We start from the raw sequence: 16,979 nt of genomic DNA on the forward strand, positions 1-16,979 counted from the left end.
TTATTCTGGTTGTTCGAGTGATTTTATGTAGTCGTAGATCGCCAACTGCGCCCGAACTTTCCGGCGATTACCGCGGGGAACGTAGCGATTACTGAGTTCTTTATCGATATAACGTGCTTTCACCGTATCGCTGAACAGAATATCTACGATATCCAGTACCCGCTGCTTCAGGCGCGGGTCGAGCAGCGGCGTTGCCACTTCAATACGATAATCAATGTTGCGCGTCATCCAGTCGGCGGAAGAGAGGTAAACTTTTTTATCGCCACCATTTTCAAAAATATATACCCGATCATGTTCAAGGTAACGGTCAACAATGCTGATAGCACGAATATTGTCGCTAATGCCTTCCAGATTGGGGATCAACGAACACATCCCGCGTACCAGCAGATTTACCGGCACGCCGGAACTGGATGCCGCATACAGACGATCGACCAGTCCTTTATCGACCAGGTTATTCAGTTTCAGAGTAATACCGCTGGGCAGCCCTTGTTGTGCGTTGGCGATCTCGCGATCCACCATTTCATACAACAGACGGCGGGAGTTTTGCGGCGACACCATTAAATAATCAAATGTCACCGGACGGTATGGGTTTTCAATAAAGTTGAACACCCGCCGCACTTCGTTGGTGATGCGCGCATCGGCGGTCAGCAGCGAATAGTCGGTATAAAGACGTGCGGTTTTTTCGTTAAAGTTCCCGGTCCCGATATGCGCGTAACGGACGACTTCACCGTTTTCTTTACGTGAAATCAGGAACAGTTTGGCGTGAATTTTCAGCCCCGGCGCAGAGAAGATAACGTGCACGCCAGCTTCGGTTAGTCGCTTCGCCCAATGAATGTTAGCTTCTTCGTCAAAACGTGCCTGTAGTTCAACCACCACGGTCACTTTCTTGCCGTTGTGCGCTGCGTGGATCATCGAGTCGATGATGCGTGAATCTTTTGCCACACGGTAAATGTTGATTTTAATCGCCAGCACGCTCGGATCGAACGAAGCCTGACGCAACAGTTCTAGTACGTGCTCAAAGGTGTGATAAGGGTAATAGAGCAGAACATCGCGTTCGCGAATGGCATCAAAACCGTTGCGGAACTGGGCTTTATCAAACCAGATATGGCGTAAACGCGGCAGTGGTTTGTTAACCAGATTCGCTTTGCCGACATTAGGGAAATTAATAAAGTCTTTAAAATTGTGGTAACGACCGCCAGGGACGATAGAGTCGTAACGGGAAATAGTCAGTTTCTCACGCAACACTTCAACCAGCGCGTTAGGCATATCACGCTGATAAACAAAACGTACTGGCTCTGCGGTTAAACGCTGTTTCAGACTGGAAGACATCAGCTCCATCAGGCTGGCTTCCATCTCGTGTACTAAATCGTATTCGGCGTCGCGGGTCATCTTCATCGAATAGGCATTCAGCGCGTCATAATCAAAGAAGCCTTTGAAGATATCATCAAGGCAGTAACGCAGAATATTATCCAGCAAAATCATTGGCTTGCGTCGACGTGGTGCTTCCGGCGGCAAATTCACAAAGCGCGGAACTTTATCCGATGGGATCTCCAGAAGCGCGTAACGGATGGTATCGCCACGAATAATCTCCACTGCCAGATAGGTATAATCATCTTTCAGGAACTGCACTAAGTCAGTGTCGGGATTGATTAAAATCGGCGTAATGTGCTGACGCAGATACTGCTTAAAATAATGACGCAGCCAGTTTTGTTGATTAACAGAGAGTTGGCGTTCATTAATCAGGAAAATCTGGTTACGCGCCATCTCCAGTAACAGTTCATTGTAAAGGCCGTCGAATTCCTGATCGGCTTTCAGCACGCGGGATTGAATTTTGCCCAGCAAATGGCGGGAATGAGAGTTAGAACCTTGTTCTTCGCTAATAATGATCCGTCGCTTCAGTTCAGCGAAGCGAACTTTATAGAACTCATCAAGGTTATTGGAATAGATCCCAAGAAAACGCATCCTTTCAATCAGCGGGTTAGATTTGTCCGCCGCTTCCTGAAGCACGCGTTCATTGAACGATAACCAACTGAGCTCTTTCTCGATGTATAGCTTTTCCTGACCCATTACCACTTTTACTCCGTTTTATTCACGGGACACTGCCTGGATATTATGGCGAGCAATGTTGGCAGATGTCCAACTATGCCAGAAAAGGGGGAAAAAAACTGCTGAAGCCTGCGATTTACAGGAGAAATGAGAAGCGCCAGCAGTAGCGCTGGCGCTTTAAATATGCGGAAGATTACTCGTCGTCGGCGGCGTAGCCCTGCGGTGGGAGACGCTGACCATCCAGCCACGCGGCGTTTTCATGCATCTTCAGACGACCATCAACAAACCAGCTAATGACCAGCGGGTAAATAGCATGTTCCTGAGTTTGCACGCGAGCGGTGATTTCATCTTCCGTATCACCGGCAAAAACCGGAACTTTAGCCTGCAAAATCACCGGGCCGCCGTCCAGCTCATCGGTGACGAAATGCACTGATGTACCGTGTTCTTCATCGCCATTTTCCAGCGCCTGACGATGGGTATGCAAACCGGGATATTTCGGTAGCAGGGAAGGGTGAATGTTTAGCAAACGTCCGGCGTAGTGGGAAACAAACGCTGGGCTGAGAATGCGCATAAAACCGGCCAGAACTACTACATCGGGGGCGTACATGTCGATTTCGTGCATCAACTCCCGATCATAGTCTTCCCGACTGTCAAATTGGCTGGCAATTAGCGTATGCGTTGCGATACCTGCTTTGCGGGCGCGCTCAAGGCCGAACGCGTCGGCCTTATTGCTGAAAACTGCCCGTAGGGTGCCTTTAATTTTGTTGGTTTTACAGGCATCAATAATTGCCTGCAAATTACTTCCGTTGCCGGAAATAAGCACCACAATATTCATTATTCGATAACCACGCGTTGTTCGGAATCAGAAGCTTTGATGATACCGATTTTCCACGCGTTTTCACCGTTGGCATTGAGCAGGGCGAGAGCTTTGTCCACTTCCGGAGCAGGCAGGGCGATAACCATCCCGACGCCGCAGTTGAAGGTACGATACATTTCATGGCGGCTGACGTTACCTGCCGTTTGCAGCCAGTTGAACACTTCCGGCCACTGCCAGGAGGATTCATCAATCACTGCCTGAGTGTTTTCTGGTAATACGCGAGGAATGTTTTCCCAGAAACCGCCGCCGGTCAGGTGCGCAATGGCGTGAACATCAACCTTTTCAATCAATTCCAGCACTGACTTCACATAAATACGGGTTGGCGCCAGCAGATGATCGGCTAAAGGTTTTCCGTCCAGCTCTGTAGTTTGCGGGTCGCAACCGCTGACTTCGAGAATTTTGCGTACCAGCGAGTAACCGTTCGAGTGCGGGCCGCTGGAGCCGAGCGCAATGAGCACATCGCCGTCGCTAACTTTAGAACCGTCGATGATTTCTGATTTTTCTACCACCCCAACACAGAAACCAGCGACATCGTAATCTTCGCCGTGATACATCCCCGGCATTTCTGCCGTTTCGCCACCCACCAGCGAACAGCCCGATTGCAGACAACCTTCCGCGATGCCGCTAATCACCGCTGAAGCGGTATCAACATCCAGTTTTCCGGTTGCGTAATAGTCGAGGAAAAACAGCGGTTCCGCGCCTTGCACCACCAGGTCATTAACGCACATGGCGACCAGATCAATACCAATGGTGTCGTGACGTTTTAAGTCCATCGCCAGACGTAGCTTGGTGCCTACACCGTCAGTGCCGGAAACCAGTACGGGTTCTCGATATTTTTGCGGCAGCGCGCACAATGCGCCGAATCCACCCAATCCCCCCATCACTTCCGGGCGACGGGTTTTCTTCACAGTCCCCTTGATTCGGTCAACCAGAGCGTTTCCTGCGTCAATATCAACACCGGCATCTTTATAGCTGAGAGAGGTTTTGTCGGTCACTGCTAAGTCTCCACGCGTTTGCGTTAGCAAGAAAAATCGGCGCAATTCTAACAGCCTAAGCAAACGTTTGCGAGCCCATTGTGCATCCATTTTTTAGGGGGTGGATTTTTGCCGTTCGGCCTGAGAACGCGGTCAACTTTGATACTATTCACGAAAATGAAACCGGGTACATTTTTGTCCTTGCATCAGTTGCGTTGAATGCACATGGTGCAACTGAAATCGGTTTCTGTTTTTGCGGAAACGAGAAGTCAGCGTGTCGTTTTACCATTCGGGAAGGATGAGAACGATGGGCATTGCAGCATTTGATATTGGCGGCACCGCGCTAAAAATGGGCGGCGCTATCCGTCGCTTCGATAACTTTGCTATGAAAACGTGGCTGATGTAATGACGGCAGGCGTAACCGTAAACTCATCGACTTCTTCGTGCGCTTTGCCCAGGTTGTCTTCACCCATTATCAGCATCCAGTGAAGTACTGGATGACCTTTAACGAGATAAACAACCAGCCTGGTTTCTAACCCATACGTGCATAAATTCTATTGGGGATGGCAGATTGACCCGGTAGGGCTGCGCTATTCGCTGAACTGGTTCTGTGACCACTATCAGCTACAGCTGTTTATCGTAGAGAACGGTTTTGGCTCGATCGACGTGCAGGAAAGCGACGGTACGGTGAACGACCAGTACCGTATTGATTATCTCGCAGCCCATATTAACGAGATGAAAAAACGCTACGGCTTTATTTACGTTGATAAAGATAACGAAGGTAACGGCACGCTAGCACGCAGCCGTAAAAAATCGTTCAACTGGTATAAAGAGGTGATCGTCTCTAACGGCGAGAAGCTGTAATCATGGAACGACCAGCGAAAGCTGGCCGCGTTAGGATGCTTTTTTCTTCGTGCGCCTGGAATTGCGTTCAATCACCTCGTAAATAACCCAGGAACGCGCTATTTTCCTGCCGTTGATCGTCACAATCTCGCTGTTTCCCCCGCCTCTGATGGCGGTTATTTTCTTTTGATTCAGCAGAATATTGACCTCTTTTTTATTATTTGTTTCCAACAGTAGCTGTCCGGTTTGCCTGTCGCTAATCCGATACCACTGCTGTTTTGGTGGCGGTTGAGATGCTCGCCGAAATCGCTGTTTTACTTTTTCAGCGGCAATGGTTACAGCGATGCCTAATGCACCCATTATGGTCAATGACCAGAAGCCAAAGGGGAATCCAAAATAGCCTTTGTGAAGTTTGAACCAGAAGGCGTGGCAAAATTTTACAATTTCGGGGTCGCTTTTCACATAATTGATACAGACAGACTTTCTGTTGCCGGGATTCCAGGATGTATCAGTAAATTCTGCCGTTCTTTTGCGTCCACTCGCCTGAAATTCAACGGTGAAGGTGTATCGAAAATCGCAATCCGCGTTCCGGCCACGTAGTTTACATAAGCCTTTACTTGCAGCTTCTTCCGGTGAGATGAAACGCACGTTGTAAATCATCGCCATCGTCGCAACTGAGTCTTGCCGCATCTGCACTTCATCATAAACCACCCAGCCAGTCCACAGGCTAAAAATCACAAAAGCTGCCTGATAGCTCCGGTATAACACCTTCTCAAAAGCAGAGGCTTCCGCCCACGCTTGCTCTTTTTTACTTTTCCGTTTTTTCATGTCTCGCGCATCCTGGCGCAAAAGCTGATGAGTACTGAGATTTGCTACTCTATTCCTGGCAACCCCGCCTATGCTTGATCAGCATCAAGTAAAAAAATGTTGTCGATGAAAAGAATGGCGGTATAATCCGTCGATTTTTTTTGTGGCTGCCCTCAAAGGAGAAAGAGTATGAAGATCGTGGAAGTCAAACACCCACTCGTCAAACACAAGCTGGGACTGATGCGTGAGCAAGATATCAGTACCAAGCGCTTTCGCGAACTCGCTTCCGAAGTGGGTAGCCTGCTGACTTACGAAGCGACCGCCGACCTCGAAACGGAAAAAGTCACTATCGAAGGTTGGAACGGCCCGGTAGAAATTGACCAGATCAAAGGTAAGAAAATTACCGTGGTGCCAATTCTGCGTGCGGGTCTGGGGATGATGGACGGTGTTCTGGAAAACGTTCCGAGCGCGCGCATCAGCGTAGTCGGTATGTACCGTGATGAAGAAACACTGGAGCCGGTACCGTACTTCCAGAAACTGGTTTCTAACATCGATGAGCGTATGGCGCTGATCGTTGACCCAATGCTGGCAACCGGTGGTTCCGTTATCGCGACCATCGACCTGCTGAAAAAAGCGGGCTGCAGCAGCATTAAAGTGCTGGTGCTGGTGGCTGCGCCAGAAGGTATCGCTGCGCTGGAAAAAGCGCATCCGGACGTCGAGCTGTATACCGCATCGATTGACCAGGGGCTGAATGAGCACGGATACATTATCCCGGGCCTCGGCGATGCTGGTGATAAAATCTTTGGTACGAAATAACGAATAAAAAATAATTAAAGCCGACTTTAAGAGTCGGCTTTTTTTTGAGTAAAGCGCCTATAACACATAATATACAGAGGATAATACTATGACGCGCCGTGCTATCGGGGTGAGTGAAAGACCGCCACTTTTACAGACAATCCCGCTTAGTTTACAACATTTGTTCGCCATGTTTGGTGCAACCGTCCTGGTGCCCGTCTTATTTCATATCAACCCGGCGACCGTACTGTTATTTAACGGTATCGGAACGCTGCTGTATCTCTTCATCTGTAAAGGGAAAATCCCGGCTTATCTTGGTTCGAGCTTTGCCTTTATTTCTCCGGTGTTATTGCTGTTGCCGTTGGGTTATGAAGTCGCGCTGGGCGGCTTTATTATGTGCGGCGTGCTGTTCTGTCTGGTTTCTTTTATTGTGAAGAAAGCAGGGACTGGCTGGCTGGATGTGCTGTTTCCTCCAGCGGCAATGGGGGCAATCGTTGCTGTCATCGGTCTGGAGCTGGCGGGCGTGGCCGCTGGCATGGCTGGCTTACTCCCGACTGAAGGGCAAATGCCAGATTCCAAAACCATCATTATCTCCATTACTACCCTTGCGGTTACGGTTTTAGGTTCCGTTCTGTTCCGCGGTTTCCTGGCGATTATCCCGATTTTGATTGGCGTGTTGGTGGGGTACGCGCTCTCCTTCGCAATGGGTATTGTCGATACCACGCCGATTATTAACGCTCACTGGTTTGCTCTGCCGACCTTTTACACGCCGCGCTTTGAGTGGTTTGCCATTTTGACCATTCTGCCTGCGGCGCTGGTGGTTATTGCCGAACACGTGGGGCATCTGGTGGTAACGGCTAACATCGTGAAAAAAGATCTGCTGCGCGATCCGGGCCTGCACCGTTCCATGTTCGCTAACGGCCTGTCGACCGTTATCTCCGGGTTCTTTGGTTCCACGCCAAACACTACCTACGGGGAAAACATCGGCGTTATGGCGATCACCCGCGTCTACAGTACCTGGGTAATCGGTGGTGCGGCGATCTTCGCCATTCTGCTCTCCTGTGTTGGTAAACTGGCTGCGGCTATCCAGATGATCCCACTGCCGGTGATGGGTGGCGTTTCGCTGCTGCTTTACGGTGTCATCGGCGCTTCTGGTATTCGTGTACTTATTGAATCGAAAGTGGACTACAACAAAGCACAGAACTTGATCCTGACTTCCGTGATCCTGATCATCGGTGTCAGCGGTGCGAAGGTAAACATCGGTGCGGCAGAGCTGAAAGGTATGGCGTTGGCGACCATCGTCGGCATTGGCTTAAGCCTGATCTTTAAATTGATTAGCGTGCTCCGTCCGGAAGAAGTGGTGTTGGATGCAGAAGACGCCGATATAACAGAAAAATAATGTAGCGACCGGGCAGTAATGCTGCCCGGTTCAAACATGATGGAATTCTGTGGTAAACTTCTCGTGATTTTGTGAAATCCCTGGTTGAGGTATCTCTGAACACACCGGCACAGCTCTCTTTGCCACTTTATCTTCCTGACGACGAAACCTTTGCAAGTTTCTGGCCGGGGGATAACTCCTCTTTACTGGCCGCGATGAAAAACGTGCTGCGTCAGGAACATAGCGGTTACATCTATCTCTGGGCACGCGAAGGCGCGGGGCGCAGCCATCTGCTGCACGCGGCTTGCGCGGAATTGTCGCAGCGTGGCGATGCGGTAGGTTATGTCCCGCTGGATAAACGCACCTGGTTTGTTCCGGAAGTGCTCGATGGTATGGAACAACTGTCGCTGGTTTGCATCGACAATATTGAGTGTATTGCTGGCGATGAGTTGTGGGAGATGGCGATTTTCGATCTCTACAATCGGATTCTGGAGTCAGGTAAAACACGATTGCTGATCACTGGCGATCGTCCACCACGTCAGTTGAATCTGGGGTTACCGGATCTTGCGTCACGTCTCGACTGGGGGCAGATCTACAAGTTGCAGCCACTTTCTGATGAAGACAAATTGCAGGCTTTACAGTTACGCGCCCGTTTGCGTGGTTTTGAACTGCCGGAAGATGTGGGACGTTTCTTGCTGAAGCGGCTCGACAGAGAGATGCGCACGTTATTTATGACGTTGGATCAGCTGGATCGCGCATCGATTACTGCACAACGTAAGTTGACCATTCCGTTTGTGAAAGAGATCCTGAAGCTGTAGACAGGACGTTTATTGTCGGATGCGGCGCGAGCGCCTTATCTGACCTACTCGAATCAAGTTCATTGTATTTGTAGGCCGGATAAGACGCGGCAAGCGTCGCATCCGGCAATATGCCTTAGCTACCGAAGGGGTACATCTTAACCCACGATTTCCAGCACTTGCTCCGGTGGGCGACCAATACGCGCTTTGCCATTCACGACCACAATCGGGCGTTCCATCAGCTTCGGATTATCCACCATCGCCTGAATCAGCACTTCTTCGCTAAGCGAACTGTCTGCAAGATTCAGCTCTTTATAAAGATCCTCTTTCTGGCGCATCAGTTCACGGGCGCTATTCATACCCAACATTTTCAGCAAATTACGTAGCGTTGCCGCATCGGCGGGTGTCTCAAGATAGAGCACCACTTCCGGCTCCACACCATTTTCTTTCAGCAGGTTCAGCGTTTCACGGCTCTTTGAGCAGCGTGGGTTGTGGTAGATTTTTACCTGTTTGGTCATTATTCTTCCTTTAATGCGAATTACATCTTGGTATAAGGCTTAAAGCGTTCCTGCAACTGGCGCAACTGGTCGATGCGCGCATCGTAACGCGCTTGTTGTAGGCTGCCTAATTTCACCTGCGAACTTGCGCTACTTAACAGAGAAATGGCCTGGTCGAGTCGCCCGGCCAGCGCATAACCTTCTGCTCGCGCAGCCAGTTCCTGATCGCGGTTATTTAGCGCGGCCTCCGCCTGTGCCAGCAAATCCCAGCCATTGCTGTCATCTTTATTATTAAAAGTATAGCGATTCAGAATATTGGCCGCTTCCTGCGGTTGACCGCCTTGCAGATACGCGTTTGCCAGGTTGAGCTGCAACACCGGACTGGTGCGTAAATCGCGGGCATTTTTCAGCCTATTGATCGCGTCATTGGCTTTGTGTTGCCCAAGGTCAATATCGGTTGCCAGATCGAGAAACCATGCGTTAGCCGGTTCTGCCGCCAATAATGGCTGAAGCGTTTTCCGTGCTTCATCGAATTTATTGGCTACCATCGCCTGTAAAGCACGGCCATACTGTGCCGCCCGTTGCTGACGAACATTGCCTTTCGCCCATTCATCCAGCAAGTCGCTGGTGAGCTGATTACGTCCGGAATTGTACATCCCTAGAGTACGCGCTTTCGCCAGATAGAAATCTTCTGACGATTGCACCACCATCGGGCGCATCTGATTAGCACGGTTACGAGCATCAGCCAGACGGCTTTCCGGCAACGGGTGAGTCAGCAAAATTTCCGGCGGACGCGAAGAGTAACGCGCTTGATCGAGCAATTTTTCGAGGAAGGTCGGCATCGCCTGCGGATCGAACCCCGAGCGTTGCAGCACCTGAATCCCAATGCGGTCTGCTTCCTGTTCGTTTTGCTGGGTGAAGCTGATCATCCCCTGGCGTGTTCCCGCCAGCGTACCGGTCAGCGCTGCCATTCCCGCCTGCGGGCTGGCCATCGCCAGTAAAATAGAGCCTAACGCCCCGACCCAGGTGAGTGGTGCGCTACGTTGCTGATCTTCCATCGCTCGCGCCAGGTGGCGCTGGGTGACGTGGGAGATTTCATGCGCCATAACCGAAGCCAGTTGGCTTTCGTTATCGGAATAACGGAACAGGGCAGAATGCAGCACTACGTTGCCGCCAAAGAAAGCAAAGGCGTTAATTTCGTCGTTATTGATCAGAAAGAAATGGAATGGCGTCTTAACTGAATTGGCATGCGAAACCAGACGCATCCCCAGCGAGTTAATGTATTGCGTTAATAGCGGATCATTAATTAACGGCGCGCTGCCGCGTAACTGGCGAACATAATAGTCGCCCATTTGCATTTCCTGACCAATGGAAAGCGTGCTTCCTGCGGAGGTTCCCATATCCGGCAAGGTGTCTGCGCTATCGGCAAACGCCGGGGCCACCTGACCGAGGGTCACAGCAGCAATGAGGGTAGCAACCAGGTTTTTTTTCAACTGCCTGAACATAACCTCTGTCCTGTATTTCTGGAGATAGTCATTTGACCGATACTGTGAAATATCGTTCCCACCGCGCCGCCTTTGAGTGTAACGGTGAAGACTAGCCCACTCAAATGACTTTTCAGTTTCCTGAATCCGTCATAAAAAGCGAAGTCTTTTTTGTGACATTTCGATACAATTGCGGATCGCAATCCCCCTCTTGAGGTTCAGGGAAGGTCTTTATGCTCGAAATGTTGATGCAATGGTATCGCCGCCGTTTTAGCGACCCGGAAGCGATTGCCTTGCTGGTTATTTTAGTTGCCGGTTTTGGCATTATCTTTTTCTTTAGTGGATTACTCGCGCCGCTGCTGGTGGCTATTGTGCTGGCCTATTTGCTGGAATGGCCCACTGTGCGCCTGCAATCTATTGGCTGTTCCCGCCGTTGGGCGACGTCGATTGTGCTGGTCCTGTTTGTTGGCATCCTGCTACTGATGGCATTTGTGGTCATGCCTATCGCCTGGCAACAGGGCATTTATTTAATCCGCGATATGCCGGGTATGCTCAATAAGCTTTCTGATTTTGCCGCCACGTTGCCGCGCCGCTATCCGGCGTTGATGGACGCGGGCATTATTGATGCGATGGCTGAGAATATGCGTAGCCGGATGCTTACCATGGGCGATTCAGTGGTGAAAATCTCCCTCGCCTCGCTGGTCGGTTTGCTGACCATTGCCGTCTATCTGGTGCTGGTGCCATTGATGGTCTTCTTCCTGCTGAAAGACAAAGAGCAAATGCTGAATGCCGTTCGTCGGGTGCTGCCGCGCAATCGTGGACTGGCAGGGCAGGTGTGGAAGGAGATGAACCAGCAAATCACCAACTACATCCGTGGCAAGGTACTGGAGATGATCGTGGTGGGGATCGCCACCTGGCTGGGATTCTTACTCTTCGGGCTGAACTATTCGCTGCTGCTGGCGGTGCTGGTTGGTTTCTCGGTGCTTATTCCGTACATTGGCGCATTTGTGGTGACCATTCCGGTGGTCGGCGTGGCGCTATTCCAGTTTGGCGCTGGCACCGAGTTCTGGAGCTGCTTCGCGGTGTATCTGATTATCCAGGCGCTGGACGGTAACTTACTCGTACCGGTGTTGTTCTCTGAAGCCGTGAACCTGCATCCGCTGGTGATTATTTTATCGGTGGTGATTTTCGGTGGGCTGTGGGGATTCTGGGGCGTATTCTTCGCTATCCCACTGGCAACGCTAATCAAAGCAGTAATCCATGCCTGGCCGGATGGTCAAATCCCGCAAGAGTAATCTTCAGCGAAAAGGGCTTTGAAACGAGTGTCGCAGGGCGTGATTTACATCACCGGATGTGAAATGTGCTGGCCGCAAGCGCAGCCAGCACGGAATGGAGCAAAGTAATCAGGCGTGTTCTTTTAGCCAGTTAAGCACTACGTCGTGGTGATTGCTGGTTTTGAAATCGTCAAATACGTGTTCGATTTTGCCGTTGGCATCGATCAGGAAGCTGATACGGTGAATACCATCGTAGGTTTTGCCCATGAAAGACTTCTCGCCCCAGACGCCGAATTGTTCGCATACCTGGTGGTCTTCATCGGACAGAAGCGTAAAGTTAAGCAGTTCTTTATCTGCGAAACGGGAAAGTTTTTCAGGTTTATCGGTGCTGATACCGAGCACATCAACGCCCGCTTTTTTTAACTCTTCCATGTTATCGCGTAAGCCGCAGGCCTGTACGGTACAGCCGGGGGTCATGGCTTTCGGGTAGAAATAAACCAGAACACGCTGTCCCTGGAAGTCGGTCAAATTAACTTGTTCTCCGTCTTGGTCCGGCAAGCTAAATTTCGGTGCGATGTCACCGGCTTTCAGTGGATTCATTAATTAACTCCATCCTGTTCATCATGTTGGGAATAGTTGACGACGTTAATACTGCCTTGCGCATTGAGTTCTGTACATAGTGCTTTGAACGCTTGCTCAATATTTGCTGAGTCCGCAGACGCCGGGCTGTGGGCGGTAATCTGAATATGTAGCTGCGCAGCCCTTTCATTTTCAGCAGGTTGCGTGCGTGACACCAGTTCTGCAATGTTCATATGGTGCGCGTCGAAAAGTGCTGTGAAGCGCTCAATTAAATGCGGGGAGTCCGCCACATCGACCTGAACCCAGACAGATGCGGGCATAGGTGGACGTGGGCGAGCGGTCGTTCGTTTCATCACGATTAAAAGATCCAGCTCGGCGCCTTTCAACGGTAACGTTGATTCAATCAAGGTGATGGCGTTCCATGAACCGGAAAGCAGCATGATAAACGTGAACTCTTCTCCCAACATCGCCAGGCGACTGTCTTCGATATTACAGCCGCAACTACTGACATGACGGGTGATGGTATTCACAATTCCTGGGCGATCGGCACCCAGCGCAGTGATCACCAGATAATGTTGCGATGACAGTGTCAAACTGGTTATTCCTTTAAGGGGGTGAGATGTTCCTAAGGAAAGCATAAAAAAAACATGCATACAACAATCAGAACGGTTCTGTTTGCTTGCTTTTAATGCCATACCAAACGTACCATTGAGACACTTGTTTGCACAGAGGATGGCCCATGTTCACGGGAAGTATTGTCGCGATTGTTACTCCGATGGATGAAAAAGGTAATGTCTGTCGGGCTAGCTTAAAAAAACTGATTGATTATCATGTCGCCAGCGGTACTTCGGCGATCGTTTCTGTTGGTACTACTGGTGAGTCCGCCACTCTGAACCATGACGAGCATGTCGATGTCGTGATGATGACGCTGGAGCTGGCTGATGGGCGCATTCCGGTGATTGCCGGGACCGGTGCTAACGCCACCACAGAAGCCATTAACCTGACGCAGCGCTTCAACGACAGCGGTGTTGTTGGCTGCCTGACGGTAACCCCTTATTACAACCGCCCATCGCAAGAAGGTCTGTATCAGCATTTCAAAGCCATCGCTGAACATACTGACCTGCCGCAAATTCTGTATAATGTGCCGTCCCGTACTGGTTGCGATCTGCTACCAGAAACGGTGGGCCGTCTGGCGAAAGTAAAAAATATTGTCGGAATCAAAGAAGCAACAGGGAACTTAACGCGGGTAAACCAGATCAAAGAGCTGGTTTCAGACGATTTTGTTCTGCTGAGCGGCGATGATGCGAGCGCGCTGGATTTCATGCAGTTAGGCGGTCATGGCGTAATTTCCGTTACGGCTAACGTCGCAGCGCGAGATATGGCCCAGATGTGCAAACTGGCGGCAGAAGGGCATTTTGCCGAGGCACGCGTTATTAATCAGCGTCTGATGCCATTACACAACAAACTATTTGTCGAACCCAATCCAATCCCTGTGAAATGGGCATGTAAGGAACTGGGTCTTGTGGCGACCGATACGCTACGCCTGCCAATGACGCCAATCACCGACAGTGGTCGTGAGACGGTCAGAGCGGCGCTTAAGCATGCCGGTTTGCTGTAAAGTTTAGGGAGATTTGATGGCTTACTCTGTACAAAAGTCGCGCCTGGCGAAGGTTGCGGGTGTTTCGCTTGTTCTTTTACTCGCAGCCTGTAGTTCGGACTCACGTTATAAGCGTCAGGTGAGCGGCGATGAAGCCTACCTGGAAGCGGCACCGCTTGCAGAACTTCACGCCCCGGCAGGAATGATTTTGCCGGTGACCTCCGGCGACTATGCGATTCCGGTAACTAACGGTAGTGGCGCAGTTGGCAAAGCGTTAGATATTCGTCCACCAGCCCAGCCGCTGGCGCTGGTTTCAGGTGCGCGTACCCAGTTCACGGGCGATACCGCTTCGCTGCTGGTGGAAAATGGTCGTGGCAATACTCTGTGGCCGCAGGTCGTTAGCGTGCTGCAGGCGAAAAACTATACCATTACCCAACGCGATGATGCCGGTCAGACTCTGACCACCGATTGGGTACAATGGAACCGTCTGGACGAAGACGAGCAATATCGTGGTCGTTATCAAATCTCCGTTAAACCGCAGGGGTATCAGCAGGCGGTAACGGTGAAATTGCTGAACCTGGAGCAGGCTGGCAAGCCGGTTGCAGATGCGGCGTCTATGCAGCGTTACAGTGCTGAGATGATGAACGTCATTTCCGCTGGCCTGGATAAATCCGTCACTGACGCGGCTAATGCGGCGCAAAACCGTGCTTCCACAACAATGGATGTACAAAGCGGCGCTGACGACACTGGTTTACCGATGCTGGTCGTGCGTGGTCCGTTCAACGTAGTATGGCAACGTCTGCCTGCTGCGCTGGAAAAAGTGGGCATGAAAGTGACCGACAGCACTCGTTCACAGGGCAGCATGGCCGTAACTTACAAGCCACTGTCTGACAGCGACTGGCAGGAACTGGGCGCCCGTGATCCTGAACTGGCATCCGGCGACTACAAATTGCAGGTCGGTGATTTAGATAACCGCAGCAGCTTACAGTTTATTGATCCAAAAGGTCATACGCTGACCCAAAGCCAAAACGACGCACTGGTATCAGTCTTCCAGGCTGCGTTTAGCAAGTAAAAATACAGGGCTGGAGTCATCCGGCCCTTTTTTCTGATATGATACGCAAACGTGTGCGTCAGCAGAAAATCGCGATTTTAGCGTTAATTCGCACGAAATTTGTTTGTCGGCGTAGGTCGGTTAAGGCGTTCACGGCACAGCCGACAAAACGACAGGCACACCAGACAGCAAAAGATTTTAAAACGTTAATTCACACCCAGGAGTGATAAAGATGCAAAAGCAAGCTGAGTTGTATCGTGGTAAAGCGAAAACCGTATACAGCACGGAAAACCCGGATCTGTTGGTGCTCGAATTCCGCAATGATACGTCAGCAGGGGATGGCGCGCGCATTGAGCAGTTTGATCGCAAAGGTATGGTGAACAACAAGTTCAACTACTTCATTATGAGCAAACTGGCTGAAGCGGGTATCCCGACTCAAATGGAGCGTCTGCTCTCTGATACCGAATGTCTGGTGAAAAAACTGGATATGGTGCCGGTTGAATGTGTCGTGCGTAACCGTGCTGCTGGCTCTCTGGTGAAACGTCTTGGAATCGAAGAAGGTATTGAGCTGAACCCGCCGCTGTTCGATCTGTTCCTGAAAAACGACGCCATGCACGATCCGATGGTCAACGAATCTTACTGCGAAACCTTTGGCTGGGTAAGCAAAGAGAACCTGGCGCGCATGAAAGAGCTGACCTACAAAGCGAACGACGTGCTGAAAAAACTGTTCGACGATGCCGGTCTGATTCTGGTCGATTTCAAGCTGGAGTTTGGTCTGTACAAAGGCGAAGTGGTACTGGGTGATGAGTTCTCCCCGGACGGTAGCCGCCTGTGGGACAAAGAAACGCTGGAGAAAATGGACAAAGACCGTTTCCGCCAGAGCCTCGGTGGCCTGATCGAAGCCTATGAAGCCGTCGCCCGCCGCCTGGGTGTACAGCTGGACTGATTTTTCTGTTCATCGTCTTGCCGTGCTGCTGGCACGGCAAGACAACCGCTCTCGTAAGATGTGCATTGAACGCTCATTCCTCCATCATTTCCTCCCGTTTTCCTGTGGTAATCTTCCCCTGAACCACCTACGATCATTCCTATAATGAATATATTGTTGAGGTATCTATGCGCTGGCAAGGGCGTCGTGAAAGTGACAATGTTGAAGACAGGCGAAACAGTTCCGGTGGTCCGTCAATGGGCGGTCCCGGTTTTCGCCTACCAACCGGTAAAGGCGGGTTAATTTTACTGGTGGTTGTGTTGGTCGCTGGCTACTATGGTGTTGATTTAACTGGATTAATGACCGGGCAGCCCGTTTCCCAACAGCAATCAACGCGTTCAATTAGCCCAAATGAAGACGAAGCAGCAAAATTCACTTCGGTGATTCTGGCAACCACGGAAGACACCTGGGGACAGCAATTCGAGAAGATGGGTAAGACCTACCAGCAACCGAAGCTGGTCATGTACCGTGGAATGACTCGCACCGGTTGCGGGGCGGGGCAGTCCATTATGGGACCGTTTTATTGCCCGGCGGATGGCACAGTCTATATCGATCTCTCCTTCTATGATGACATGAAAGACAAACTGGGCGCGGATGGTGATTTTGCTCAAGGGTACGTTATCGCCCATGAAGTCGGTCATCACGTGCAGAAACTGTTAGGTATCGAGCCGAAAGTCCGTCAACTGCAACAAAACGCGACGCAAGCGGAAGCCAACCGCTTATCTGTGCGTATGGAACTCCAGGCCGACTGCTTTGCCGGTGTCTGGGGGCACAGCATGCAGCAGCAAGGCGTTCTGGAAACCGGCGATCTGGAAGAGGCGCTGAACGCGGCGCAGGCCATCGGCGATGACCGTTTACAACAGCAAAGTCAGGGGCAGGTGGTGCCAGACAGCTTTACCCATGGTACATCTCAGCAGCGCTACAGCTGGTTTAAACGTGGTTTCGACAGCGGCGATCCGGCACAATGCAATACTTTTGGTAAAAGCATTTAACTT

16 protein-coding genes and 2 pseudogenes are annotated in these 16,979 nt (G+C 50.8%); 10 read left to right on the plus strand and 8 right to left on the minus strand.

All coding sequences use genetic code 11. The features are described 5' to 3' along the window. The 3 genes from ppk1 to purM all read right to left on the minus strand — a co-directional run bounded on the left by ppk1 (position 1) and on the right by purM (position 3,918). A complete protein-coding gene (gene ppk1, locus FEK43_RS09390) occupies positions 1-2,067 on the minus strand; it encodes a polyphosphate kinase 1 (protein ID WP_130207473.1) in 2,067 nt (688 codons plus the stop codon). Between the two features lie 172 nt (positions 2,068-2,239). Continuing rightward, the gene (gene purN, locus FEK43_RS09395; RefSeq protein ID WP_135407533.1) at positions 2,240-2,881 is read right to left on the minus strand and encodes a phosphoribosylglycinamide formyltransferase; all 642 of its coding nucleotides are present in this window, start codon (positions 2,879-2,881) and stop codon (positions 2,240-2,242) included. Further along, positions 2,881-3,918: a phosphoribosylformylglycinamidine cyclo-ligase gene (purM, locus tag FEK43_RS09400; RefSeq protein WP_130207469.1), complete on the minus strand. Its 1,038-nt coding sequence runs from the start codon at positions 3,916-3,918 to the stop codon at positions 2,881-2,883. Before purM ends, purN begins: the two co-directional genes overlap by 1 nt. 398 nt (positions 3,919-4,316) lie before the next feature. Here purM and FEK43_RS23050 point away from each other — a divergent pair. After that, positions 4,317-4,421: pseudogene (locus tag FEK43_RS23050) on the plus strand (family 1 glycosylhydrolase); the annotation flags it as partial. Continuing rightward, a pseudogene (locus FEK43_RS09410) lies at positions 4,414-4,761 on the plus strand (family 1 glycosylhydrolase); the annotation flags it as partial. The pseudogenes FEK43_RS23050 and FEK43_RS09410, both read left to right, overlap by 8 nt. A 30-nt stretch (positions 4,762-4,791) precedes the next feature. On the opposite strand, the gene FEK43_RS09415 reads toward FEK43_RS09410, so the two are convergent. Then, positions 4,792-5,568, minus strand: a complete 777-nt coding sequence (locus tag FEK43_RS09415) for a hypothetical protein (RefSeq protein ID WP_135407530.1) — start codon at positions 5,566-5,568, stop codon at positions 4,792-4,794. A 168-nt stretch (positions 5,569-5,736) separates the two neighbouring features. Between FEK43_RS09415 and upp the strand changes: the two genes are divergently transcribed. From upp to FEK43_RS09430, 3 genes are all read left to right on the plus strand, one after another. Continuing rightward, entirely contained in the window at positions 5,737-6,363 is a 627-nt protein-coding gene (gene upp, locus FEK43_RS09420) for a uracil phosphoribosyltransferase (RefSeq protein ID WP_130207463.1), read from the plus strand. Positions 6,364-6,451: 88 nt separating this feature from the next. Further along, positions 6,452-7,741: a uracil permease gene (gene uraA, locus FEK43_RS09425; RefSeq protein WP_130207461.1), complete on the plus strand. Its 1,290-nt coding sequence runs from the start codon at positions 6,452-6,454 to the stop codon at positions 7,739-7,741. 95 nt (positions 7,742-7,836) lie between these two features. Next, positions 7,837-8,538, plus strand: a complete 702-nt coding sequence (locus tag FEK43_RS09430; RefSeq protein ID WP_074399451.1) for a DnaA inactivator Hda — start codon at positions 7,837-7,839, stop codon at positions 8,536-8,538. A gap of 137 nt (positions 8,539-8,675) precedes the next feature. Here the strand turns inward: FEK43_RS09430 and arsC are convergent, their stop codons facing one another. Together arsC and bepA are read right to left on the minus strand one after the other, a co-directional pair. Next, entirely contained in the window at positions 8,676-9,035 is a 360-nt protein-coding gene (arsC, locus tag FEK43_RS09435; RefSeq protein WP_130222014.1) for an arsenate reductase (glutaredoxin), read from the minus strand. 20 nt (positions 9,036-9,055) lie between these two features. Then, complete coding sequence (gene bepA, locus FEK43_RS09440) at positions 9,056-10,519, minus strand: beta-barrel assembly-enhancing protease (protein ID WP_130260490.1); 1,464 nt, start codon at positions 10,517-10,519, stop codon at positions 9,056-9,058. A gap of 212 nt (positions 10,520-10,731) precedes the next feature. Between bepA and FEK43_RS09445 the strand changes: the two genes are divergently transcribed. Beyond that, positions 10,732-11,793, plus strand: a complete 1,062-nt coding sequence (locus FEK43_RS09445; RefSeq protein WP_130207455.1) for an AI-2E family transporter — start codon at positions 10,732-10,734, stop codon at positions 11,791-11,793. A gap of 108 nt (positions 11,794-11,901) precedes the next feature. Here FEK43_RS09445 and bcp read toward each other — a convergent pair whose 3' ends face one another. Together bcp and FEK43_RS09455 are read right to left on the minus strand one after the other, a co-directional pair. Continuing rightward, positions 11,902-12,372, minus strand: coding sequence for a thioredoxin-dependent thiol peroxidase (bcp, locus tag FEK43_RS09450; RefSeq protein ID WP_130207453.1), 471 nt, complete (start codon positions 12,370-12,372; stop codon positions 11,902-11,904). After that, the gene (locus FEK43_RS09455) at positions 12,372-12,944 is read right to left on the minus strand and encodes a glycine cleavage system transcriptional repressor (protein WP_130207451.1); all 573 of its coding nucleotides are present in this window, start codon (positions 12,942-12,944) and stop codon (positions 12,372-12,374) included. Before FEK43_RS09455 ends, bcp begins: the two co-directional genes overlap by 1 nt. Positions 12,945-13,090: 146 nt before the next feature. On the opposite strand from FEK43_RS09455, the gene dapA reads away from it, so the two are divergent. From dapA to FEK43_RS09475, 4 genes are all read left to right on the plus strand, one after another. Further along, positions 13,091-13,969, plus strand: a complete 879-nt coding sequence (gene dapA, locus FEK43_RS09460) for a 4-hydroxy-tetrahydrodipicolinate synthase (protein ID WP_130207449.1) — start codon at positions 13,091-13,093, stop codon at positions 13,967-13,969. Positions 13,970-13,985: 16 nt separating this feature from the next. After that, complete coding sequence (gene bamC / locus FEK43_RS09465; protein WP_130207447.1) at positions 13,986-15,020, plus strand: outer membrane protein assembly factor BamC; 1,035 nt, start codon at positions 13,986-13,988, stop codon at positions 15,018-15,020. Positions 15,021-15,231: 211 nt separating this feature from the next. Further along, the gene (purC, locus tag FEK43_RS09470) at positions 15,232-15,945 is read left to right on the plus strand and encodes a phosphoribosylaminoimidazolesuccinocarboxamide synthase (RefSeq protein WP_001295467.1); all 714 of its coding nucleotides are present in this window, start codon (positions 15,232-15,234) and stop codon (positions 15,943-15,945) included. Between the two features lie 167 nt (positions 15,946-16,112). Beyond that, a complete protein-coding gene (locus FEK43_RS09475) occupies positions 16,113-16,976 on the plus strand; it encodes a neutral zinc metallopeptidase (protein WP_130207445.1) in 864 nt (287 codons plus the stop codon). Positions 16,977-16,979 lie beyond the last annotated feature (3 nt).

It is taken from the genome of Escherichia sp. E2562 (assembly GCF_005781075.1).
Taxonomy (GTDB): Bacteria; Pseudomonadota; Gammaproteobacteria; order Enterobacterales; family Enterobacteriaceae; genus Escherichia.